This is a genomic window from Mesorhizobium sp. M0136 (genome assembly GCF_040322515.1).
GTDB lineage: Bacteria > Pseudomonadota > Alphaproteobacteria > Rhizobiales > Rhizobiaceae > Mesorhizobium.
On sequence record NZ_JAMYTP010000047.1, the window covers coordinates 1 to 19,090 of the forward strand.

The following is a 19,090-nucleotide window of genomic DNA, read 5'->3' on the forward strand; positions in this document are numbered from 1 at the left end:
TCGCCGCTGAGGAGAGAGCTGCTACTCTCTCCCAGCGATTCATTCTCGCCTCTTTGCAATGAAAGTCATAAGACAAGCGCGTCGCGTTCGACCGGCCTCATGTGACGCGCTTTAGGTTCTTGTTTTGATGCATGTCGTTACCGCAAAACCGCTGCACACCTTTGCGCGGCATGCACTTGTTTGTCGTTGCCGCAAAACCGCTGCACACTTTTGCGCGACATGCATTAGAATTCCCGCCCGGCGAAATGCGACAACGCGGGTAGACGAAGTGTCGCTTGAGGCGCCGCATCACTGCCCGGATCGAAGCAAACAAGACGAAAAACCGGCGAACCGGGCAACCACAACAGAGGCAGCGCGCCATGACCGCAAACCCAGAGTTCCCGGCCGATTTTCGCGCCGGGCTTGCCAAGCTCTTCCTGTGGCGGCGCGACGTCAGGCGGTTCAAGCCGACGCCGCTCCCGGAAGGGGCGCTGGAGCGGCTGCTCGAGCTTGCCAGCGCCGCGCCGTCCGTCGGGCTGAGCCAACCTTGGCGCTTCGTCATCGTCGAGAGCGAAACATGCCGCGCCGCCGTCAGGGCATGCTTCGAGCGCTGCAACGCGGAGGCACTCGCAAATTTTTGCGGTGAACGCGCCGCGCTGTATGGGCGCCTGAAACTTGCCGGCCTGAACGAGGCGCCCTGCCAGCTTGCGGTTTTCGCCGACCGCGCAACCGAGCAAGGGCATGGGCTTGGCCGCCAGACCATGCCAGCCACCATAGACTATTCCGCTGTCATGGCGGTCCACACGATGTGGCTGGCGGCGCGCGCCGAGGGAATAGGCATGGGCTGGGTCTCGATCCTCGACCCGGCCGAGATGGCGACGATCCTGGACGTGCCGCCGGAGTGGACACTGATCGGTTACTTCTGCATCGGCTACCCCAGCGAGAACCACAGCGTGCCGGAACTGGAACGGGAAGGCTGGGAAACGCGGCGGCCGTCTATCGTGACAAGGCGGTAGTGGAATGGCAGCGCTGCCATCCTCCTTGCGGGGAAGAATGACTCCTCCCCAGCAGGGCTGTGGATATCATGGATGGTTCGCCGATCGTCAGCATGCCAGCAAGACACCATGGCAAAGCCGGTCGTGAAGGCCTTGACCTGAGGAAGTGCATAGAATGTTTCGCTACGACATGCAGGCCGAGATCTGGGTCTATCCGGGCAAGGGCGGCTGGCATTTCGTGACCCTGCCGCCGGAGCTTGGAGCCCGGATCAAGACGGCGATGGTTGGGATGGCAAGGCCCTGGGGCTCGCTTGGCGTGGAGGCCGTCATCGGCCAGACCAGATGGCGGACATCGCTGTTTCCCGACAAGAAATCCGGCAGCCTGCTCTTGCCGATCAAGACCGCGGTGCGGGTCCGCGAAGGCCTCGGGGCTGGCGACACGGCCAACCTGACGATCGAGATGCAGTTATGACGACGTCGGGTCAGGCTGACGACGACGCGCTATAGGGCGGCCAGTCGGTCGGATCCAAAGTGGGTACCGGTTGTCGGAAAATCCGATCTCAACAAAAAGATGAGCAGCGGCATGGTTCGACTTGAAAGTCCGCCGCCCCAGCGCAGAAATGCGCGCTGCGCCGGCCTCCCCTTGGCAAGGCGGCGGGCGGCTTGTATAGAGCCCGCCACCCTCAATTCCACTCTCCATCACAAGGACGACCCCATGGCGCTCGAACGCACCTTTTCCATGATCAAGCCGGACGCGACCCGTCGCAATCTCACCGGCGCTATCACCAAGATACTGGAAGATGCCGGCCTGCGCGTCGTCGCTTCGCGCCGGGTGTGGATGAGCCGCCGCGAGGCGGAAGGTTTCTATGCCGTGCACAAGGAACGTCCGTTCTTCGGCGAGCTGGTCGAATCCATGTCGTCGGGCCCGACAGTCGTGCAGGTACTGGAAGGCGAGAACGCCATTGCCAAGAACCGCGAAGTGATGGGCGCCACCAATCCGGCAAGCGCCGCCGAAGGCACTATCCGCAAGCTGCACGCACTGTCGATCGGCGAGAACTCCGTGCACGGTTCCGATGCGCCGGAAACCGCCGCGCAAGAGATCAAATACTGGTTCTCGGATACCGAGATCGTCGGCTAAGCCGGCATTCCGAACCCCATCAAAAGGCCGGCGCAACGCCGGCCTTTTTCGCTAAGCGCGTCGCGTTCGACCGGTCTCATGCGATGCACTTCAGGTTCTTGTTTTGATGCATGCCGGTATCGCAAAACCGCTGCACGCTGCTGCGCGATATGCAGTAGCGGACATTTTCAGCTTCAGGCTCCTCGACGGGTCACCGGTGCGTTAAGCTCGGAGGGCGGATCAAACGCGGTCCCGACAATGAGGATTTGGGGAGCCGACAAGGCCATGATCAGCACCATTCCCGGCTTCTTCCAGGGCACCGAAATGCCAACCAGCGGCTGGTGGGAAGCGCTGTGGCCCGAGCCTGCCAGCGTCCTGGCGGCAGTAGGCATGAAGCCCGGCACGGACGTGGTCGATCTCTGCTGCGGCGACGGCTGGTTCACGCTGCCAATCGCCAGGGTCGCCCGTCATGTAATCGCCATCGACATCGATGCAGATATGCTCGAAGTCGCCAGGCGGCGGCTGACCGAGGGAGGCGCGAGCAATTGCGAGTTTGTGGCGGGCGACGCCTATGAGCTTGCCGGGCTGGTTCCTCAAACCGTCGACTTCGTTTTCATGGCTAACGCTTTCCATGGCGTTCCGGACCGGCCGCGCCTTGCCCGCGCGGTGCGGACGACGCTTGGCCCTGACGGTCGTTTTGCCATCGTCAACTGGCACCAGTATCCGCGCGAGCAAACCACGGTCTTGGGCGAGCCGCGCGGGCCAAAGACCGAGCTGAGGCTGTCACCCGAACAGACCACCGCGGCGGTGGAAGCGAGCGGGTTCAAGCTCGCCGAGCTGGTTGATGTGCCGCCCTATCACTATGGCGCGGTATTCAAACTCGCGACGAACTGAGAATGCCTCGTGATGCGGCCTCGCGGGTAGGATGTATGTCGCCCGCCGCCCCTAGCGGCGGGGTTCTGCCAGCCTATTTGGCCTGGCGTTCCTTCACGTTCGCATGTTCATTCGCCGCCTCCGTGTCGGTGGACGGGGTTTTGGTCTCTTCACCTGAAAACGGGCTGCCCTGCCCCGGTGCGAGATCGCCGCTATGGCCGGCCTTGTTGGTCTGGAACGGTTGGCTGTCCGCTTTGAGACCGTGGTCAAGAGCATTGACAAGATGGTCGTCCGCCTTGGCAAGGCCGGTGAAGGCAAGGAGCGATGCACCGGTGGCGGCAAGGATAAGCGTGTGCGTTTTCATGTCTGGACTCCTTTGAGTTAAGGCCAGAACGAGCCGCAGCCATTCTGGCGGCTTCAACGAAGGGACCAACGTCCCTTTTGCCTTACCCGCCATTTTATGTGGAACTAACGCGCCCTCTGCCCGGCCTATTCCCGCTGAAACACATCGTGATCGACATGCGGCTGCCGCGCGGGCCAATCGGCGCGGACTAAGCGCTAGCTCGCGGCATTGAAGCGCAGGATGTCGCGGCCGTCTCTGTCGGCGATGACAAGCTTACCGGCGTCGACGTGGTAGGATGCTGCTTTGGCCAGCGCCTCGAACAGCGCCTTTTCCTCGGCCATGACCTGAGGCGCGCAGGCCTTAAAGGTCGAGCCGATGTCGCTGATAGCGATCGTCGAGCCGTTTATCCTGGCGGTGGCGAAATAGACGTTGCAAGGGCCGCTGCCGCCGGCCTTGCCGGCTTCGCTGATGCGGAATGTCGCCCGCGGCTCGGCAATCACGCCGATGCCGTCGATATATTCGACCAGCCAGCTTTGGCCGAACACGGAAGGTGCCGCCGGCTCGTCGCCCGGCGCCGCCATTTTCAGCATGATGGTCTGTGGCGCGTCGCTGAGCGGGTCGACCTGATGGCGCGTACCGGTGACGAATAGCAGCCGGTCATCGACAGTGATGCGCGCCTGCAGCGCGTAGGTCATATCAGGCCGGATCACCCGCGGGTCGAAGCTGATCTCGAACTTGATCGGCACCTGGCCGGCCGGCACCACCTTGCGCTCGCCGATGATTGCCGCCGGCGCGTCGGCCAGCGACACGTCGGCAAGCTGCACGGAAAGCACGGCATTGGGCGGCAGCGCGATGCGCTCGCGATACATCACCTCGCCCTTGAGGGTCTTTTCGGCAGCCACGGAACGATCCGGAACGGCAAGTATGCCAACGGCCAGCGGCACCAGTCCGAAGATGAAGAACTCGGCGATCCTGTCCAGCATGATCCTGCTCCCCTTCCGGCAAAGGGTTTCGCAGGATTGCGGTCAATGAATGGCCGGCGGCGTATGGGCATGGCTGTCCCAGGAATTTATTTGGACGGCGGGGCGCTTCCAGCGGTCCGCCGCCTTGTCGTCGGCCTTCTTGGCCGCTCCGCAAACTCTGTTCAGTCCACGCTCGGCGACTATTTCGGAAAAGCCCATGCCGCAGGATGAGCTCCAGTCGAGCGATCTCGGCCGCCGGTTTGACTATGCCGCGGCATTCACCGCCGGTTTGCTCGATCCTGACCGTGCCCCGCCTGACTCTGTCTCGGGGCCGAACGGGAAGGCTGCGATCAAGCGATATGCCGTCTACCGCAACAACGTCACGGTCAGTCTGATCGATGCGCTGGCCGCCAGCTTTCCAGCGACGCTGCGCATCACCGGCCCGGATTTCTTTTGCGCGATGGCGCGCTCTCACATCCGCGAAACGCCACCCACCTCGCCGCTTCTATTCGAATATGGCCGCGACTTTCCCGATTTCATCGAGCGCTACGAACACGCGCAGTCGATGCCGTGGCTGGCCGACGTGGCGCGCATCGAGCGGGCCTGGCTCGATGCCTATCATGCCGCCGACGCGGAGGCGCTGTCGGCTGAGGCACTGGCGTCGATCCCTCGCGAGAGGCTTGCCGACACCGTGCTGCGGCCGCATCCGGCGACGCGGATCGCGCGCTCCCGGTTCCCGGCAGTCACGGTCTTCGCGGCAAACCGGAACGACGCTCCTGTTGGGCCGATCCGGGCAACGGGCGCTGAAGATGCGCTGGTCACGCGGCCCGGCCTCGAGGTCTTCGTCCGCCACCTACCACCCGGCGGCGCAGTATTTATCTCGCATCTGGTCGCGGGCGAGTCGCTCGGCGCAGCGGCCGCGGCAGCGTTTGCGGAGAGTGCCGAATTCGAGCTTTCCGCCAACATTGCCGGCGTGCTGGAAGCGGGAGCCTTCACGACGGCACATCAGGAAAGGTGAGCACGATGAGCGAAAGGCAGAACGCGAGCACCGAACCGCGAGGGGTCGCCGCTCTCGTCGAAAGGCTGAATGCCGCCCTGCGCACGATCGCGACGCCATCGCTGACGCAGCTTGTCCTGCGCTGCGCCCTCGCTGTCCCGTTCTGGCGGTCCGGCGTCAACAAATGGGACGGTTTTCTACAGTTGAACGATGTCGCAGTGCTGCTTTTCAGCTCGGAACTCAAATTGCATCTGCCGGGCGGTCCTTATGATTTTCCGGCACCCGCGCTGGTGGCGTTCGCTTCAGGGTCAGCGGAGATCGTGTTGCCAGTTCTCCTTGTTATCGGCCTGGCGACACGACTGGCGGCATTCGGGTTGCTGCTGATGACGCTGGTCATCGAGTTCACCGTGCCGGACGGCTGGCCGCTGCACATTACCTGGGCGGCGATGGCGCTTGGCATCATGGCCTGGGGACCCGGCCGGATTTCGCTCGATCATCTGATCGGCACTGACAAAGGTTGAGGGCTCGCGGAAGCCTGGTCAGTCTCGCTTCCAGCGGCTCGCCGCCTTGTCGTCGGCCTCCTTGGCGTCGACCCAGCCGCCTTCGGAACCGTCGCTATGGTGTTCCTTTTTCCAGAACGGCGCCCGTGACTTCAAATAATCCATCAGGAAATTCGCGGCGTCGAACGCCGCCTGCCGGTGGGCGGAAGCGGCCACCACCAGCACGATGTTTTCGCCCGGCGCGATCTTGCCGTGGCGATGGATGATGGTGAGCCCCTGCAGCGGCCAGCGCGCGATTGCCTCGCCCGCGATGCGGGATATCTCGGCTTCGGCCATTCCGGGATAATGTTCGAGCTCGAGCGCGGAGAGCCTGCCTTGCTCGTCGCGGCAGAGGCCGGAGAAGGTCACCACAGCGCCGATGTCGTAGCGACGCCTTGTCAGCCTGGCGATCTCGGCGGCGACGTCGAAATCCTCCGCCTGGATGCGCACGACAGGCACCACCGCGGACATGGTTCAGCCACCGGTCATCGGCGGGAACAGCGCGATCTCGCGCGCGCCGGCGATCTTTTCGCGGTGCTCGACATGTTCCTGGTTGATGGCGACGCGGATCACGTCAGGATATTGCAGCGCGTGCTCGTATTCCTCGCCGCGCGATTTCAGCCAGCGCAACAGGTCGGCGACCGTTTCGATGCCGGCCGGCAACTCGACGTCTTCTTCCGGTCTGCCGATCCGCTCGCGCACCCAGGCGAAATAAATGAGCTTCGTCGACATGCTACTCGTCCATGATGTGCTTGAGGCCGGCGCGGAAATAGTCGTAGCCAGTGTAGAGCGTCACCAGGGCGGCGATCCACAGCAGCACCAGCCCGGTCTGGGTGGTCAGCGGAAAGAGCTTGTCGCCGGCCGGGCCCGCAAGCAGGAAGGCGATGGCGATCATCTGGATGGTGGTCTTCCATTTGGCGAGTTGCGTCACCGGCACCGAGACCTTCAAAGCCGCCAGATATTCGCGCAGGCCCGAGACCAGGATCTCGCGGCACAGGATGATGATCGCCGCCCACAGCGACCAGCCGGCGATGCCGGCATGGCGGTCGGTGTCGGCGGCAAGCAGCAGCAGGCAAGTGGCGACCAGCAGCTTGTCGGCGATCGGGTCGAGCATCTTGCCGATGTTGGAGGTCTGCTGCCAGGCGCGCGCCAGATAGCCGTCGAAGTAATCGGTGATCGAGGCGAGCAGGAAAATGATGAGCGCCGACCAGCGCGCGAAGTCGCTCGATTTCAGATGCCCCTCCAGGAAGAAGCACAGCACCACCAGCGGCACCGCCAGGATGCGGGCGTAAGTGAGCATGTTGGGCAGGTTGAACGCGCGCTGGGACATGTTTTGGGAACTCTTTCTGCCTGCTTAGTCAAATCAGAAGCGAATGTGGGGGGTCAACAGGCCAGAATCGATTAGCCAGCCGAAATATCGGCAATAAGTCTTAGCTCTCGTGAAAATGATTGTAGACCAATTTCGCCACCTGTTCGGAAATGCCGTCGACCTTGACCAAGTCTTCGACGGCGGCACGGCTGACCGCCTTGGCCGTACCGAAATGCATCAGCAGCGCGCGCTTGCGGCCCGGGCCGATGCCGCTGATCTCGTCGAGCGGGCTCTTGACCATCTCCTTCTTGCGGCGGGCGCGGTGCGAACCGATGGCGAAGCGATGGACCTCGTCGCGCAGTCGCTGGACGAAATAGAGCACCGGATCGCGAACGGGCAGCGAGAATGGGGCCCTGCCCTTTACGAAGAAGCGTTCGCGGCCGGCATCGCGGTCCTGACCCTTGGCGATGCCGATGGCGACAACGCGATCCTCGATGCCGAGATCGGCGAGGATCTTGCGCACCGCCGTCATCTGGCCCTGGCCGCCGTCGATGAGGATGACGTCGGGCCAGGCGGGGAAGCCGCCCGCGTCCTCGATATCGTCGCCCGGTTCGGTAGGGCTCGCCTCGCCCGTGCCCTCGGTTTGCGGGGCATGGCCATGTTCCTTCAACAGCCGCGAGAAGCGCCGCTGCATCACCTCGCGCATCATGCCGAAATCGTCGCCCGGCGTGATCTCGGTCGAGCGGATGTTGAACTTTCGATACTGGTTCTTCACAAACCCTTCCGGCCCGGCGACGACCATGGCGCCGACGGCGTTGGTGCCCATGATGTGCGAGTTGTCATAGACCTCGATGCGCACCGGCGGCTTTTCCAGGCCGAAGGTCTCGGCAAAGCCAGTGAGCAGCCGCGCCTGAGTTGAGGTTTCGGCCAGCCGCCGGCCGAGCGCTTCGCGCGCATTCTGCAGCGCATTGTCGGTCAGGTCCTTTTTCTCGCCGCGCTGCGGCACCGAGATCGACACCTTGCGGCCGGCCCGGGTGGAGAGCGCCTCCGCCAGCAATTCCTGGTCCTCGACGCCATGCGACAACAGGATGGTGCGCGGCGTCGGCTTGTCGTCGTAGAACTGGGCGAGGAACGATCCCAGCACCTCGCCGGCTTCGAGCGCCGGATCGGCCTTGGGAAAATAGGCGCGGTTGCCCCAGTTCTGGCCGGTGCGGAAGAAGAACACCTGGATGCAGACCTGGCCGCCCTCCTGATGGATGGCGAAGACATCGGCCTCGTCTACGGTCTGCGGATTGATGCCTTGATGGCTCTGCACATGCGACAGCGCCGCCAGCCGGTCGCGATAGATGGCGGCGCGTTCGAAATCGAGGTTCTCCGAAGCCTGCTGCATGGCGGCGGAGATCTCCGTCTTCACCTTCTGGCTGCGGCCGGAAAGGAAATCCTTCGCCTCGGCGACAAGCCTTGCATAATCGCCATGCGAGATTTCGCCGGTGCATGGGCCGGCGCAGCGCTTGATCTGGAACAAAAGGCAAGGCCGGGTGCGGTTCTCATAGAAGGAGTCGGTGCAGCTCCTGAGCAGGAAGGCGCGCTGCAGCGAGTTGATGGTACGGCCGACGGCGCCGGCCGAGGCGAACGGGCCGAAATAGTCTCCCTTGCGTGAGCGCGCGCCGCGATGCTTGTAGATACCGGGCGAGACATGATCGCCGGTCAACAGGATATAGGGGAACGACTTGTCGTCGCGCATCAGCACGTTGAAGCGTGGCCGCAAGCGCTTGATGAGGTTGGCTTCAAGCAGCAGCGCTTCGATCTCGGTGCGGGTGACGACGAACTCCATCGTCGACGTCTCGCGCACCATGCGGCCGATGCGGCTGGTGTGGAACCGGCCTTGCGCGTAGCTGGTGACCCGCTTCTTCAGGCTGCGTGCCTTGCCGACATAGAGCACGTCGCCGTTGGCATTCATCATGCGGTAGACGCCGGGCGCATTGGGCAGCCGCTTGACCAGCGTCTGGATCACCTCGGCGCCGACCATGCCGTCGGCGTCGCCGGCATGCGGGGTCCAGTCGATGGCGGTGAAGGTGACGTCCGGACCGCCGGCCGCAGGCTCGACGACCTCTTCGGCCGCCTCGTCCTCGAGGTCGATTTCGGGCGGCAGGTCGTCGGCGCCACCGCGCGTTTTTTGTTTCTGGTCCATGGGGCTCATTCCGCCATGCCTGTCACATCGGGCGTCTGCCATGCAAGGTGCTGGCCGCCGTCGAGCGCAATCATCTGGCCGGTGACCGAGCGTGCCGCCCACAGATAACGGACGGTGGCACCGAATTCCGGCAATTCCGGGCCGCGTTTCAGGATCAGCCCGGCAATCTGGGCATCGAAATCGCTGTCGTGCTGGCGCGTGTTCTTCAAGGTCGGGCCAGGACCAATGGCGTTGACGCGGATGCGGGGACCCAGCGCCTGCGCCATCATCTCGGTCGCCGCCCACAATGTCGACTTCGACAGCGCATAGGAAAAATAACGCGGCGTCGGGCGCCAGACGCGCTGGTCGATCATGTTGACGATCAGCCCCTCACTGTTCTGCGGCAAGGCCCGGGCGAAAGTCTGCGTCAACAGCGCCGGCGCCTTGACATGCACGGCGAAATGGCGATCCCAGGCCGGCCAGTCGAAATCCTCAACACTGTCGTGCTCGAACAGCGAGGCGTTGTTGACAAGCAGCGACACCGGCCCGAGCGCCGCCGCCGCGCGGCCGACTAGGTCTCCGACCGCGTTCATGTCAGTCAGGTCGGCAGCAACCACTGCGGCCTGGCCATGTCGACCAAAATGACCACTGTTGATTTCGGCCGCCAGTGCCTCCGCCTCGGCCAGCGAGCGATTGCAGTGAATGGCGACGGCAAAACCATGCGCGGCAAGGTCCTCGACGATCGCCCTGCCGATCCGCTTCGCCCCGCCCGTCACCAGTGCCGTCGCGGCGACCTTGCTCATCTGTCAATCCTTAATCCGATGCCGATTCCGACCTGCCGGGATCGCGCCGGCAAATTATGGCCCGCCAAGCGTTAAATCCCATTTCCACCTGGGGCAGGATTGTGGCAAAGTGGCCGGTGGGCGTTCTGGCTCGACCGGAATTCGGACCAGCCCGCCCGCAATATAGGGCGCTGGAGCCCTTACACCAAGCTGAGTGCAGTGCAGCACGGCGAACCTGCTGACATTGGCTGTTGCGAAGATGCAACGTCAAGGTTCTGCCTCATTCGTGCCAGGGAATGACCCAAGTTCAGGTTCGCTTCAGCCGCATTTCGACACGACATTTGGAACCGTTGAACGCCGGATCCGTTTCACCCCCCGGACGGGTTGAGGGCGCTCATAAACAACAAGCCTGTGTCCTGTGGCTTAAGGAGTAAAGAACAATGCAAGCCAATCTTAAATTTGCGCGACCGCTCGCGGTGGCGTTTGGGCTGTTCGCCCTCGGCGGAACCGCCTATGCCGCGGACGTGGTTCAGGAAGAGCCGCCGGCACCTGCCCCGATTGCAGAACTTCCGGTCGCATCCTGGGCCGGTCCCTATGCCGGTGTGAGCGTCGGCTACGGCTTCGCTGGCCACGCCAAAGCCAAAGACATTGGCGTCGACGTCGACACCAAGGGTTTCGTCGGCGGCGTCTTCGGCGGCTATAATTGGCAGCAGGAGAACTTCGTCTACGGTGCCGAAGCCGATATCGGCTACAACGGCGTCAAGGGCGACGATGCCGGCATCGAGGCCAAGGGTGGCTTCGAGGGCTCGCTGCGTGCCCGCCTCGGCTATGCCGTCAGCCCGGACATCCTGCTCTACGGCACCGCCGGCGGCGCGCTGAAGAACCAGAAGATTGAAGCTGCCGGCGTAAGCGACACCAACACGCAGTTCGGCTGGACAGCCGGCGTCGGTACCGACATCAAGATCACCGACAATGTGTTCGGCCGTGTCGAGTATCGTTACACGGACTTCGGCAGGAAGGACTTCGATGGTATCGGCAAGGTCAAGTCGACCGACAATCGCGTCACTTTCGGCGTCGGTATGAAGTTCTAAGTCGTCCAAGCCACGACACGAAAAAGCCGGGCCTCGCGCCCGGCTTTTTTTGTGGCACCGGTTGAGGCCGCCCGCCTTCAAGCCGGGATGGCGGGCTTCAGTTCCGGGAACTTCTCGTCGAAGCGTGCCGCCCAGCGCGTCAGCCGGCCGCGGCCCTTTTCCCATTTTCCGGCGAAGCGCAGCGAGAGATAGCCAAGGCAGGCGCGCAATGCGATTTGGCCCAGGGTGATTTTCTTCGGCAGCTTCGGCGGGTTGGCGTTGAGCAGATCGAGCGCGGCCGAAATCTTCGTCCACTGGCGCTCGAGCCAAGGCTGGTAGACCATCTCTTCCGGCCGCGTGCGCCGCTCATAGACCATCGACAGCGCGCAGTCGCAGATACCGTCGGCCAATGCCTCCAGCACCTCCGCCTCAAGGCGCCTGTCGGGATTGCGCGGAAACAATGCGTTCTTCGACATCCGGTTGAGATGCTGGGTGATGGCGCGGCTGTCGTGGACCGAGCGGCCGTCATCGAGCACCAGCACCGGGATCTTGCCGAGCGGATTGGCGCCGATCAGTTCGGCCGGCCTTTCCTCGGTCTTTATCGGCACGAGATCGACCGCGATGCCAGCATAAAGTGCTGCCATGCGCACCTTGGAACTGTAGGGGGAAGTAGACGCGTAGAGCAGTCTGGGCATTGTCGATTCCTGTTTGCCGGCTACAGCTCCATATGCCCCGTTGGACACGCAAAAGGACGCGGTAGCATTGTGACTTCGCGCATGACCCTCACCGAAAATCGATTCCGACAGGGGCTCGTGCGTGGGCACTGTTGACCGATCATGCAGGGTTCATCAACGGCCAGAGGCGGAAAACCGCGCCGCCAGCGTACAACCATTGTCTCGACGTCAATCGCGATGCGATAAGCCGCAGTGCGGCGGCAGACGCGAGCGGGTCGGACAATCCAAATCCGATTGGCTACCAACTCGGCCTTGCACCGAAGGTTGGCCTTTGGCAGCCAGAAAAATCCCACCGGACTTCGCCGCATGGCGAAGTCCTGGGAGCTGCGAAAAGACGTCTTCCTCCCGCCTCTTTCTCGTTCTGCCCGACCGTCAACCAAGAAGCGAGGCGCCTGTCCGGCATCCCGCCCTGACTGTCTTGAGTATTGTCCCCGACGGTAGCAGGGCGGCGACTACTTCTTGGCCTTCGCCTTTGCGGGCGCTGCCTTCGGCTTGGCCGCGGGCGCTGCTTTCTTCACTGCCGCAGAAGATTTCGCAGCGGCGGCCTTTGCCGGTGCTGCCTTCTTCGCAGCTGGTTTCGCGGCGGCCTTTGCAGCCGGCTTCTTGGCCGGTGCCGCCTTCTTTGCCGGTGCAGCCTTGGCCGGTGCTGCCTTTGCCTTGGCAGGTGCTGCTTTCTTCACGGCCGGTTTTGCCGCCGCCTTGGCGGCCGGCTTTTTGGCCGGCGCTGCTTTTGCCTTAGGCGCGGCGGCCTTCGCTTTGGCAGCGGGTGCCGCTTTCTTCACAGCAGTTGCGGCCTTTGCCGCGGCTGCTTTTGCTGGTGCTTTCTTTGCCGGTGCCTTGGATGCCGGCGCCTTGGATGACTGCTTAGCCATATCATGCCCCTTCCGTTGTGCCGACGGCCGTTATTGACCCGGCGCGCATTGCATATCTGACTCGCGGCTTGCTAGCCAGCGAAGCATTAGAATGATTTTTGCAGCTTAAGTTTCGGTTACGGCGAGCGCACGACCATTTTACCCGCGCAAAAACCGGCTGCGAATCTTTGTCTCCCGCAGTGAAGTTCTGCGACAGAAATTCTGGCCGCTCTATCTCGACCGGTCTTCTCGTCAAGCTCAGGACCTTTTTCGACCAGCTTTGCGCTTCAACGTCCGACGCTCAGCGCGAACATTGTCCAGAACGAAGGCGGTCGCCCGCCTCGTCTTGTTCGAAAAGATAAACTACAGGTAAGTAGGAAGCAACGCGACGAGCACGCCGCTGCACTATCTTGCACGACGCGATGAAAGTAAGCAGACAGCTCACATTTCTGAAGGACAGGATATCGTTCGATAGATCCGGTCGAGCCGACCGCGTGATCGAAAGCGCTTGGCCGTTCAGGCGCCGAGCGGCTCACGGCTCATCTGCAGCCGGCGCGAAGGCTCGGCCCTGTGGAGATGGACGGCGAAGGTATCCCATGGCGGCATGACGGAAATCTGTGCCAGGATGCGCCCCGCTTCACCGCGATGATAGCCGCCGTGCAGTACGACGTGGATCAGCATTTCCTGTCGCGACATCAATGCCTTATCCCCGTCGGTGAACACGAAGGCGACGGACTCGGACAGCTGCCGCGACGAAACGGTTTCGAGATAATCGAGATACCAGCGATCGGTCGCTGCGACCGCGGCGCGAAGTTCGTCGAACGCCGGCGTGTCCTCAGTGGTGTCGGCGGAGTAGCCATGGCTTGCGTCAACCAGGTGCGCCGAGAATATCCGCGACACCACATGGCTGTGATCGACGAGCCGTATCACGGCCTGCCGTTCCTTGCCGTGAACATGCGGGTCGAGACTCGCGAGCTTTCCCAGCAGTTCGTCATTGGCCCAGGCCTGATAGGCAAACAGGCTGCGAAGCAGAGCGAGCGCACTCATGGTCGGTGTCCTTTTCCGGAAATGCGAGTATGTTGTTTATATTTTCAGGAGAATGAGCGGGCGTGTCTACTCGCATTGCAAAACCGCATCCGCGCATGCGCAAGCAGCCGCGCCAGGCGCGTTCCAGGGCAACCGTCGAGGCGATCATCGAGGCAGCGGCTCATGTTCTGAGCGGGCTGGGCTGGGCCGGCTTTACCACCAACAAGGTGGCCGAGACAGCAGGTGTAAGCATCGGCACGCTCTACCAGTATTTTCCCGACAAGCTCTCCCTGCTCGCAGCCGTCCGGCGCCGTCACTTCGATCATGTGCTGTCGGTCATTCGCGATTCGGCGGAAGATCAAAAGCCGCTCAGGACATTCGCGCAGGGGCTGGTGCGCGGCATGATCGCGGCACACAGCGTTCACCCGACACTACACCAGGTGCTGCTCGACGAGGCGCCTGGCGATCGTGGCTCCAGGGCCGCCCATGCTTCGTTCCAGGCACAATACCTCAATCACTATGCGACTGCTGTCGCCAGTTATCGCAAGCCAAGGAAAGGCGCCGACATGGAGACCGTGGCGCGGGTGCTGTCGTCGGCGATCGAAGGTGTGATCCACAACGCGGCACGCCGGAACATGCTCGCCGCGCCGGAGCTGCAAAAGCAACTCGTCGAACTGATCTGCGCCTATCTATCGGGAGCGGGCCGTACCGGTCGATAGCGCATGGCACGGCGGAAGTCGGGATTTCTGTGTTTCGTTCAAAGCCGGCTTATGAGGTGCGGCAGGGACGATGCCAACAATGCCGCACCTGATGCGGCCAAGAGTGTGAGGACGATCTTTCGAAAAGTCGCCTCGCCGATGCCGATGTAGAGTCTCGCGCCAAGGAGTGTCGGTATCAACATCGCCGGCGCGACGACGGCAAACATCGGCAGCATTTCGAGCTTGATCTTTCCGGCCGCAAGATAGGCGGCCATCGTCATGGAGAGGGTCACAAGGTTGAAATTCTGGATGACAATACGCTGCCTGTCCTTTTCCCATTGGCGCAGCACGCACCACAGCGTTGGAACCGGGCCGGTGAAGCCGCCAAGTCCACCCATGATGCCACCGACCAGACCTATTGCACCGTCTGCAACAGGACCCCCGACCGTGATGGGAGGGAGGCGACGCGCAAAGAGCATCAAGGGACACCAAACGACCAGCAGCGCGCCGAAGACCAGCTTGAACAACTGCACATCCAGCAAGGGCAGAATGGCGACGCCGACCGGAATCCCTATGGTCCCGCCGATCAGGAAGGGCAGCAGAAGCCTGAGGTCGAAACCCCGGCGGACGGTGACGGCAGCGATGATCTGACCGGTGAGCGCCCCAAAGACCGCCATGGCAGCAGCCAGTTGGGGTTCCACGGTCCAAACCCAAATCGACATGGCAACCAGGCTGAAAGCGAACCCGGAAAGCCCCTGGACGAAGCCAGCAACGACCGCGCCGAGAGCAACAGTATAAACAAGCAAATCCATGTGGTGCTGTTTCCCCGCAAACTCGTGACAGCAGATCGCGCTTCCCGCGAATGCTGCGCCGCATGGAAACGGTGACGGTCGATCAGGTGGCCGGTGCTAAAAAGTCGGAATCAGCGAGTGCGCGATCAGCGCAGGACGCGGCAGCGGCCGTTGTAGACCATCCAGCGGTCGAAGCCTGACACGCAGAATTCGACATTGTCGCCGATCGAGGCAAAGCCCTGGCCTTCCTCGATCAAGTACCAGATGGTGCGGGCGCGACCGTCGGAGAGGCTGACGGTGGCGCCGCAGTAACGGCGACCGATCGGCCAGATGTCGTCGGCCGGCAGATAGCGATGCTGGTGGATGCGCTGGAAGTCGACGATCTGCACATCCGGCAGATGCGGCACGTGATGCACCTGATAGGAGAAGCGGTCGGTGATTTTGTTCAGCACCCAGGCCTCGCCGCACACGCCGCTGTCCTCGTCAGTATAGATTGCAAGGTCGGCGGCCTGCACCGCCTGAGTAACGCCAAGAGGCGCAGCCAGCGGCGTGCAAACGGCGAGCAGTACGGCAAGGGCGGATTGGGCGAAGCGAGTCATGGCAGCCTCTCAAGGTCGACTGCGCGCACTGTGCGGATTCGCTGACGCGCGGTCAAGCGGTTGTAGCGACTATGGTTGTGGTGACGCGGTTGCACTGAGGGAACGGCAAGGACCGCATCTCAAACTACTCTCCCGCCAGCCAGTCCAGCGTCCAATGCGATGGCTGCTCGACAGCAAGCAGCCGGTGCAGCGCCGGCAGCAGCGTCCGCAACTCGCCCTCCAGGGTGAAGGGCGGATTGACCACCACCATGCCGCAGCCATCGAGGCTCGGCTCGACGGAGGCCGGCCTGATCTCAAAACCGATGTCGAGCAGCCTGGGAACGCCCGTCTGCTTCAGCGCCTTGCGGAAGGCGGCGACCGCCTTGCGGTCCTTGAGCGGATACCAGAGCGCGTAAATCCCTCCTGGCCAGCGCCGATGGGCCCTTTGCAGCCCGTCGACCAAGCGACCGAACTCGCCCTCTTCCTCGAAAGGCGGATCGATGAGGACGAGGCCGCGCTTCTCCTTTGGCGGCAGATGCGCGCCGAGCGCCAGCCAGCCGTCGAGCTCGATCACCCGGGTCTGTAAGTCGCCGTCGAACAGCGACTTCAGCCTGGCGGCATCCTTGGGATGCAGCTCGACCGCCGACAGCCGGTCCTGCTTGCGCATCAGGTGCCGAGCGATCAGCGGCGAACCCGGGTATTTTTTCACGCCGCCGTCCGGATTGAGCGAGCGGACGGCTTCAAGATAGGGCGCCAGCAGTGCTGCCGCCGGCGCATCGAGGGCCGCATCGACCAGCCGGCCGATGCCGCCTTGCCATTCGCCGGTCTTTTGCGCTTCGGTCGAGGACAGATCGTAACGGCCGATCCCGGCATGGGTGTCGATGACCCGAAACGCCTTGTCCTTCTGCTTCAGATATTCGATCAGCCGGCTGAGCACGACATGCTTGACGACATCGGCGAAGTTTCCGGCATGGTAGGCGTGGCGATAGTTCAATTGGAGCCCCTGCCCCAGCGAGGCGGTGGCGGCTGCGAGTTCGGATTTTCCGGCCGACGGCCGCCGAAACGGAATGCCAGCACCAGCCCGGCCAGGCCGGCCGCCATCAGCGAAAAACCGACCGGCCGCGCTCGGCGGTCGATCTCGCCGGCAGCCGAGCGCAGGACGAGGTCGACGGCCCGCATCGGAATGCCCTCGGCGTCGCCCGGACCAACGGTGAAAATGTAGGGGCCGGCGGTAACCGTCGGGATCAGGCCCGCCTCGTCGCGAAAGATCCTGTCCGGCAGTTGCGGACTGACCTGCCGAGGATTGTCGGAATGGTTGAACTGCAGCGTCGAGGCAAGCACCGTCCTGCCGGCGGTGGCGGCAGTAAGGGTCAACACGGTGCGCTGCTGCGAGACGATACGCTCGGCTCTTGCCGTAAGGTCGACCAGCACGCGTAGCGGCCCGTCGCGTGCGCTAAGGGCCACCGTCACTGGCTTGAACCGGCCCTGGTCGTAAACCCTCCAGGTGCCGATCTCACGGCCGGAGAAATTGGTCATCGCCCAGGGATAGACGACGCCGATGCCGGTGCCGATGAGCAGTATCAGGGCGAACAGAGAGCGCATGAGGTCAAGACCCGGTATTCGGCGCGCTGGTGCCGTCGCGGGCGCGCTCCATTTCGTCCAGGAGCATGTCAAGGCCGAGATCAAACGTCCGGTCAAATTCGGCGGTGCCGAAATAACGCCCGGCCGCAGCTACTTTTGGAAAATCCTGCGCCAGTTGCTCATCGCTGACCGTGGTCACGGCCGAAGGCCCCTTCGCATAGCCGGCAGTCTCGTCGAGGATGGCACCCATCAGATAATAGCCGGTGGTACGGAACAGCCGCGCACCAAGTTCCGGTCCGAAGCCGCCGGCCTCGAACAGGCCGAGGATGCCGTTCAGCCACGCAAGGCAGGTCGGCGAGTTCATCCGGTAGGTAACGAAGAAGCTGGCGAAAGCCGGGTGCTCACGCGCGACGCGGCGGAAATCCTGCACGGCGATGCGCAACCTTTGTCGCCAAGGTAGGTCCGTGTCGGGCATTTCGAGGGAGCCGATCAGCCGGTCCACCAACGCTTCGAAGAGATGCGCCACCGAAGGAAAGTGGTGATAGATGCTCATCGCCTCGCAGCCGAGTGCAGTCGCCAGCTTGCGCATCGAAAAACCGGCGAGGCCCTCGCTCTCGATCACCTTCAAAGCGGCAGCCTCGATCATCTCGCGAGACAGTCTGCCGCGCGGTCGCTTTTTTTTGATCGATGTGTCCATGGTGCCGCTTGACAACTTACACTGTAAGGTTCATTTTCGACATTACCTTACACCGTAAGGTCTACAAACACCAGAGGAGAACGTCATGTCTGTCTATCGTACTCTTTCATCAACGCATTCTTCCATCCGCCGTGCCTGCCTGCTCGCCGCCGCCTGTGTGCTGACGCTGGCTGCAACTCCTTCTAATGCCGATGAGTATGACGCAACCGTCAAGGACATCCAGTCGACCATGGGCGGGGTGCCCGGTTTCGTAAAGCAGTTCCCGAAAGCCGGTCTGCCCGGTGCATGGGCCGAGGTCAAGGCTATCCAGCTCAGCGACAAGACGGCGCTGCCGCCGAAAGTCAAGTCGCTGATCTCGCTGGCGGTGGCGGCGCAAATCCCGTGCAACTACTGTATCTGGTCGGACACGCAGGACGCCAAGCGGGCCGGCGCCACCGACGAGGAGATCCAGGAGGCGGTCGCCGTTTCAGCGCTGACCCGCCATTGGAGCACCATCTTCAACGGCATGCAGGTCGATTTCGATACATTCAAGAAGGAGATGGGCGGCCAGTAATGCGCTCGTCATTAGAGCGGGATCCGTTCAAACTGAATTGGCCCTCCCGCTCTGACTGTTTGTGTGATCCGCCAGCACCTCATTGATGACCCGCCACGATTTTTCCGCCTCGCGCTGATTGCCGTCATGTCCCGAAGCGACGATCAGCGCCTTCCACAACGCCCAGCCCCGAGCGCGCGCCCAGCTGTGCTCGTCAAGGGCAATGGCGTCGCGGAACGCCTGGCGGCTCTCGCCGTAAAATTCCGTCCACGCGATCACCAGGTCACAGGCAGGATCGCCGATAGCCGAACTACCGAAATCGACCACCGCGCACAGCTTGCCATCTTCGACGAGTAGATTGCCCGAGGCGACGTCGCCATGGACCCAGACCGGCGGCCCCTGCCCTCCCGCGGCAATGGGCCTCCCCCACCCCCCCCCGGCGGGGGCCCGGGGGCTGCGGCCCCCC

The 19,090-nt window shown here is 62.9% G+C and carries 25 protein-coding genes; 9 read left to right on the forward strand and 16 right to left on the reverse strand.

The window, feature by feature from the left end; genetic code table 11:
* Positions 1 to 359: 359 nt before the first annotated feature.
* The 4 genes from bluB to NKJ35_RS30075 all read left to right on the forward strand — a co-directional run bounded on the left by bluB (position 360) and on the right by NKJ35_RS30075 (position 2,985).
* Positions 360 to 995 (forward strand): 5,6-dimethylbenzimidazole synthase, encoded by a 636-nt coding sequence (bluB, locus tag NKJ35_RS30060; RefSeq protein WP_352507903.1) that lies wholly within the window; start codon positions 360 to 362, stop codon positions 993 to 995.
* Between the two features lie 154 nt (positions 996 to 1,149).
* Positions 1,150 to 1,446 (forward strand): DUF1905 domain-containing protein, encoded by a 297-nt coding sequence (locus NKJ35_RS30065; RefSeq protein WP_352479261.1) that lies wholly within the window; start codon positions 1,150 to 1,152, stop codon positions 1,444 to 1,446.
* 243 nt (positions 1,447 to 1,689) lie between these two features.
* Complete coding sequence (gene ndk / locus NKJ35_RS30070) at positions 1,690 to 2,112, forward strand: nucleoside-diphosphate kinase (protein WP_023677669.1); 423 nt, start codon at positions 1,690 to 1,692, stop codon at positions 2,110 to 2,112.
* 264 nt (positions 2,113 to 2,376) lie between these two features.
* Positions 2,377 to 2,985: a class I SAM-dependent methyltransferase gene (locus tag NKJ35_RS30075; protein ID WP_352651235.1), complete on the forward strand. Its 609-nt coding sequence runs from the start codon at positions 2,377 to 2,379 to the stop codon at positions 2,983 to 2,985.
* 73 nt (positions 2,986 to 3,058) lie between these two features.
* On the opposite strand, the gene NKJ35_RS30080 is transcribed toward NKJ35_RS30075, so the two are convergent.
* Both NKJ35_RS30080 and NKJ35_RS30085 read right to left on the reverse strand, forming a co-directional pair.
* Entirely contained in the window at positions 3,059 to 3,328 is a 270-nt protein-coding gene (locus NKJ35_RS30080) for a hypothetical protein (RefSeq protein WP_254820285.1), read from the reverse strand.
* A gap of 194 nt (positions 3,329 to 3,522) precedes the next feature.
* Entirely contained in the window at positions 3,523 to 4,290 is a 768-nt protein-coding gene (locus NKJ35_RS30085) for a YbaY family lipoprotein (RefSeq protein WP_352651237.1), read from the reverse strand.
* A 196-nt stretch (positions 4,291 to 4,486) separates the two neighbouring features.
* Here NKJ35_RS30085 and NKJ35_RS30090 point away from each other — a divergent pair, with 196 nt between their 5' ends.
* Entirely contained in the window at positions 4,487 to 5,287 is an 801-nt protein-coding gene (locus NKJ35_RS30090) for an HvfC/BufC family peptide modification chaperone (protein ID WP_352651239.1), read from the forward strand.
* Between the two features lie 5 nt (positions 5,288 to 5,292).
* Positions 5,293 to 5,787 (forward strand): DoxX family protein, encoded by a 495-nt coding sequence (locus NKJ35_RS30095; protein ID WP_352651241.1) that lies wholly within the window; start codon positions 5,293 to 5,295, stop codon positions 5,785 to 5,787.
* 18 nt (positions 5,788 to 5,805) lie between these two features.
* Here NKJ35_RS30095 and NKJ35_RS30100 read toward each other — a convergent pair whose 3' ends face one another.
* The 5 genes from NKJ35_RS30100 to NKJ35_RS30120 all read right to left on the reverse strand — a co-directional run bounded on the left by NKJ35_RS30100 (position 5,806) and on the right by NKJ35_RS30120 (position 10,087).
* Complete coding sequence (locus NKJ35_RS30100; RefSeq protein WP_352651243.1) at positions 5,806 to 6,276, reverse strand: molybdenum cofactor biosynthesis protein MoaE; 471 nt, start codon at positions 6,274 to 6,276, stop codon at positions 5,806 to 5,808.
* A gap of 3 nt (positions 6,277 to 6,279) precedes the next feature.
* Complete coding sequence (moaD, locus tag NKJ35_RS30105; protein ID WP_352507910.1) at positions 6,280 to 6,537, reverse strand: molybdopterin converting factor subunit 1; 258 nt, start codon at positions 6,535 to 6,537, stop codon at positions 6,280 to 6,282.
* A 1-nt stretch (position 6,538) separates the two neighbouring features.
* The gene (gene pgsA, locus NKJ35_RS30110; RefSeq protein ID WP_254820290.1) at positions 6,539 to 7,135 is read right to left on the reverse strand and encodes a CDP-diacylglycerol--glycerol-3-phosphate 3-phosphatidyltransferase; all 597 of its coding nucleotides are present in this window, start codon (positions 7,133 to 7,135) and stop codon (positions 6,539 to 6,541) included.
* Positions 7,136 to 7,235: 100 nt separating this feature from the next.
* Positions 7,236 to 9,314 carry an excinuclease ABC subunit UvrC gene (uvrC, locus tag NKJ35_RS30115; protein ID WP_352651245.1) on the reverse strand — a complete coding sequence of 693 codons (2,079 nt, stop codon included), beginning with the start codon at positions 9,312 to 9,314 and terminating at the stop codon, positions 7,236 to 7,238.
* Positions 9,311 to 10,087 carry an SDR family oxidoreductase gene (locus NKJ35_RS30120; protein WP_352651247.1) on the reverse strand — a complete coding sequence of 259 codons (777 nt, stop codon included), beginning with the start codon at positions 10,085 to 10,087 and terminating at the stop codon, positions 9,311 to 9,313. The genes uvrC and NKJ35_RS30120 overlap by 4 nt, the downstream gene beginning before the upstream one ends.
* A gap of 419 nt (positions 10,088 to 10,506) precedes the next feature.
* Between NKJ35_RS30120 and NKJ35_RS30125 the strand changes: the two genes are divergently transcribed.
* Entirely contained in the window at positions 10,507 to 11,157 is a 651-nt protein-coding gene (locus tag NKJ35_RS30125) for an outer membrane protein (protein WP_254820293.1), read from the forward strand.
* A 77-nt stretch (positions 11,158 to 11,234) separates the two neighbouring features.
* Here NKJ35_RS30125 and NKJ35_RS30130 read toward each other — a convergent pair whose 3' ends face one another.
* The 3 genes from NKJ35_RS30130 to NKJ35_RS30140 form a co-directional block, all read right to left on the reverse strand.
* The gene (locus tag NKJ35_RS30130; protein WP_352479252.1) at positions 11,235 to 11,831 is read right to left on the reverse strand and encodes a glutathione S-transferase family protein; all 597 of its coding nucleotides are present in this window, start codon (positions 11,829 to 11,831) and stop codon (positions 11,235 to 11,237) included.
* A 491-nt stretch (positions 11,832 to 12,322) separates the two neighbouring features.
* The gene (locus NKJ35_RS30135) at positions 12,323 to 12,742 is read right to left on the reverse strand and encodes a hypothetical protein (protein WP_352479251.1); all 420 of its coding nucleotides are present in this window, start codon (positions 12,740 to 12,742) and stop codon (positions 12,323 to 12,325) included.
* A 495-nt stretch (positions 12,743 to 13,237) separates the two neighbouring features.
* Positions 13,238 to 13,768: a DinB family protein gene (locus NKJ35_RS30140; protein WP_352651249.1), complete on the reverse strand. Its 531-nt coding sequence runs from the start codon at positions 13,766 to 13,768 to the stop codon at positions 13,238 to 13,240.
* A 62-nt stretch (positions 13,769 to 13,830) separates the two neighbouring features.
* Between NKJ35_RS30140 and NKJ35_RS30145 the strand changes: the two genes are divergently transcribed.
* Positions 13,831 to 14,466, forward strand: a complete 636-nt coding sequence (locus tag NKJ35_RS30145) for a TetR/AcrR family transcriptional regulator (protein WP_352651250.1) — start codon at positions 13,831 to 13,833, stop codon at positions 14,464 to 14,466.
* Positions 14,467 to 14,504: 38 nt separating this feature from the next.
* On the opposite strand, the gene NKJ35_RS30150 is transcribed toward NKJ35_RS30145, so the two are convergent.
* The 5 genes from NKJ35_RS30150 to NKJ35_RS30170 form a co-directional block, all read right to left on the reverse strand.
* Entirely contained in the window at positions 14,505 to 15,257 is a 753-nt protein-coding gene (locus NKJ35_RS30150) for a sulfite exporter TauE/SafE family protein (protein ID WP_352651251.1), read from the reverse strand.
* A 125-nt stretch (positions 15,258 to 15,382) separates the two neighbouring features.
* On the reverse strand, positions 15,383 to 15,835 hold the full coding sequence (locus tag NKJ35_RS30155; protein ID WP_352651252.1) for a hypothetical protein: 453 nt from the start codon (positions 15,833 to 15,835) through the stop codon (positions 15,383 to 15,385).
* A 124-nt stretch (positions 15,836 to 15,959) separates the two neighbouring features.
* Entirely contained in the window at positions 15,960 to 16,808 is an 849-nt protein-coding gene (locus tag NKJ35_RS30160; RefSeq protein WP_352651254.1) for a 23S rRNA (adenine(2030)-N(6))-methyltransferase RlmJ, read from the reverse strand.
* Positions 16,805 to 17,416, reverse strand: a complete 612-nt coding sequence (locus NKJ35_RS30165; protein WP_352651255.1) for a hypothetical protein — start codon at positions 17,414 to 17,416, stop codon at positions 16,805 to 16,807. Before NKJ35_RS30165 ends, NKJ35_RS30160 begins: the two co-directional genes overlap by 4 nt.
* 4 nt (positions 17,417 to 17,420) lie before the next feature.
* A complete protein-coding gene (locus NKJ35_RS30170) occupies positions 17,421 to 18,092 on the reverse strand; it encodes a TetR/AcrR family transcriptional regulator (protein ID WP_254820301.1) in 672 nt (223 codons plus the stop codon).
* An 85-nt stretch (positions 18,093 to 18,177) separates the two neighbouring features.
* Between NKJ35_RS30170 and NKJ35_RS30175 the strand changes: the two genes are divergently transcribed.
* Positions 18,178 to 18,645 (forward strand): carboxymuconolactone decarboxylase family protein, encoded by a 468-nt coding sequence (locus NKJ35_RS30175; protein WP_352651257.1) that lies wholly within the window; start codon positions 18,178 to 18,180, stop codon positions 18,643 to 18,645.
* A 27-nt stretch (positions 18,646 to 18,672) separates the two neighbouring features.
* On the opposite strand, the gene NKJ35_RS30180 is transcribed toward NKJ35_RS30175, so the two are convergent.
* A partial coding sequence (locus NKJ35_RS30180; protein WP_352651258.1) for a phosphotransferase occupies positions 18,673 to 19,090 on the reverse strand: 418 nt, incomplete at its 5' end.

What these genes read in the sequence shown, in the direction of transcription:
- bluB (WP_352507903.1), top strand. Translation starts at nt 360, where the DNA reads ATGACCGCAAACCCAGAGTTCCCGGCCGATTTTCGCGCCGGGCTTGCC.
- NKJ35_RS30065 (WP_352479261.1), top strand. Translation starts at nt 1,150, where the DNA reads ATGTTTCGCTACGACATGCAGGCCGAGATCTGGGTCTATCCGGGCAAG.
- ndk (WP_023677669.1), top strand. Translation starts at nt 1,690, where the DNA reads ATGGCGCTCGAACGCACCTTTTCCATGATCAAGCCGGACGCGACCCGT.
- NKJ35_RS30075 (WP_352651235.1), top strand. Translation starts at nt 2,377, where the DNA reads ATGATCAGCACCATTCCCGGCTTCTTCCAGGGCACCGAAATGCCAACC.
- NKJ35_RS30080 (WP_254820285.1), bottom strand. Translation starts at nt 3,328, where the DNA reads ATGAAAACGCACACGCTTATCCTTGCCGCCACCGGTGCATCGCTCCTT.
- NKJ35_RS30085 (WP_352651237.1), bottom strand. Translation starts at nt 4,290, where the DNA reads ATGCTGGACAGGATCGCCGAGTTCTTCATCTTCGGACTGGTGCCGCTG.
- NKJ35_RS30090 (WP_352651239.1), top strand. Translation starts at nt 4,487, where the DNA reads ATGCCGCAGGATGAGCTCCAGTCGAGCGATCTCGGCCGCCGGTTTGAC.
- NKJ35_RS30095 (WP_352651241.1), top strand. Translation starts at nt 5,293, where the DNA reads ATGAGCGAAAGGCAGAACGCGAGCACCGAACCGCGAGGGGTCGCCGCT.
- NKJ35_RS30100 (WP_352651243.1), bottom strand. Translation starts at nt 6,276, where the DNA reads ATGTCCGCGGTGGTGCCTGTCGTGCGCATCCAGGCGGAGGATTTCGAC.
- moaD (WP_352507910.1), bottom strand. Translation starts at nt 6,537, where the DNA reads ATGTCGACGAAGCTCATTTATTTCGCCTGGGTGCGCGAGCGGATCGGC.
- pgsA (WP_254820290.1), bottom strand. Translation starts at nt 7,135, where the DNA reads ATGTCCCAGCGCGCGTTCAACCTGCCCAACATGCTCACTTACGCCCGC.
- uvrC (WP_352651245.1), bottom strand. Translation starts at nt 9,314, where the DNA reads ATGAGCCCCATGGACCAGAAACAAAAAACGCGCGGTGGCGCCGACGAC.
- NKJ35_RS30120 (WP_352651247.1), bottom strand. Translation starts at nt 10,087, where the DNA reads ATGAGCAAGGTCGCCGCGACGGCACTGGTGACGGGCGGGGCGAAGCGG.
- NKJ35_RS30125 (WP_254820293.1), top strand. Translation starts at nt 10,507, where the DNA reads ATGCAAGCCAATCTTAAATTTGCGCGACCGCTCGCGGTGGCGTTTGGG.
- NKJ35_RS30130 (WP_352479252.1), bottom strand. Translation starts at nt 11,831, where the DNA reads ATGCCCAGACTGCTCTACGCGTCTACTTCCCCCTACAGTTCCAAGGTG.
- NKJ35_RS30135 (WP_352479251.1), bottom strand. Translation starts at nt 12,742, where the DNA reads ATGGCTAAGCAGTCATCCAAGGCGCCGGCATCCAAGGCACCGGCAAAG.
- NKJ35_RS30140 (WP_352651249.1), bottom strand. Translation starts at nt 13,768, where the DNA reads ATGAGTGCGCTCGCTCTGCTTCGCAGCCTGTTTGCCTATCAGGCCTGG.
- NKJ35_RS30150 (WP_352651251.1), bottom strand. Translation starts at nt 15,257, where the DNA reads ATGGATTTGCTTGTTTATACTGTTGCTCTCGGCGCGGTCGTTGCTGGC.
- NKJ35_RS30155 (WP_352651252.1), bottom strand. Translation starts at nt 15,835, where the DNA reads ATGACTCGCTTCGCCCAATCCGCCCTTGCCGTACTGCTCGCCGTTTGC.
- NKJ35_RS30165 (WP_352651255.1), bottom strand. Translation starts at nt 17,416, where the DNA reads ATGCGCTCTCTGTTCGCCCTGATACTGCTCATCGGCACCGGCATCGGC.
- NKJ35_RS30170 (WP_254820301.1), bottom strand. Translation starts at nt 18,092, where the DNA reads ATGGACACATCGATCAAAAAAAAGCGACCGCGCGGCAGACTGTCTCGC.
- NKJ35_RS30175 (WP_352651257.1), top strand. Translation starts at nt 18,178, where the DNA reads ATGTCTGTCTATCGTACTCTTTCATCAACGCATTCTTCCATCCGCCGT.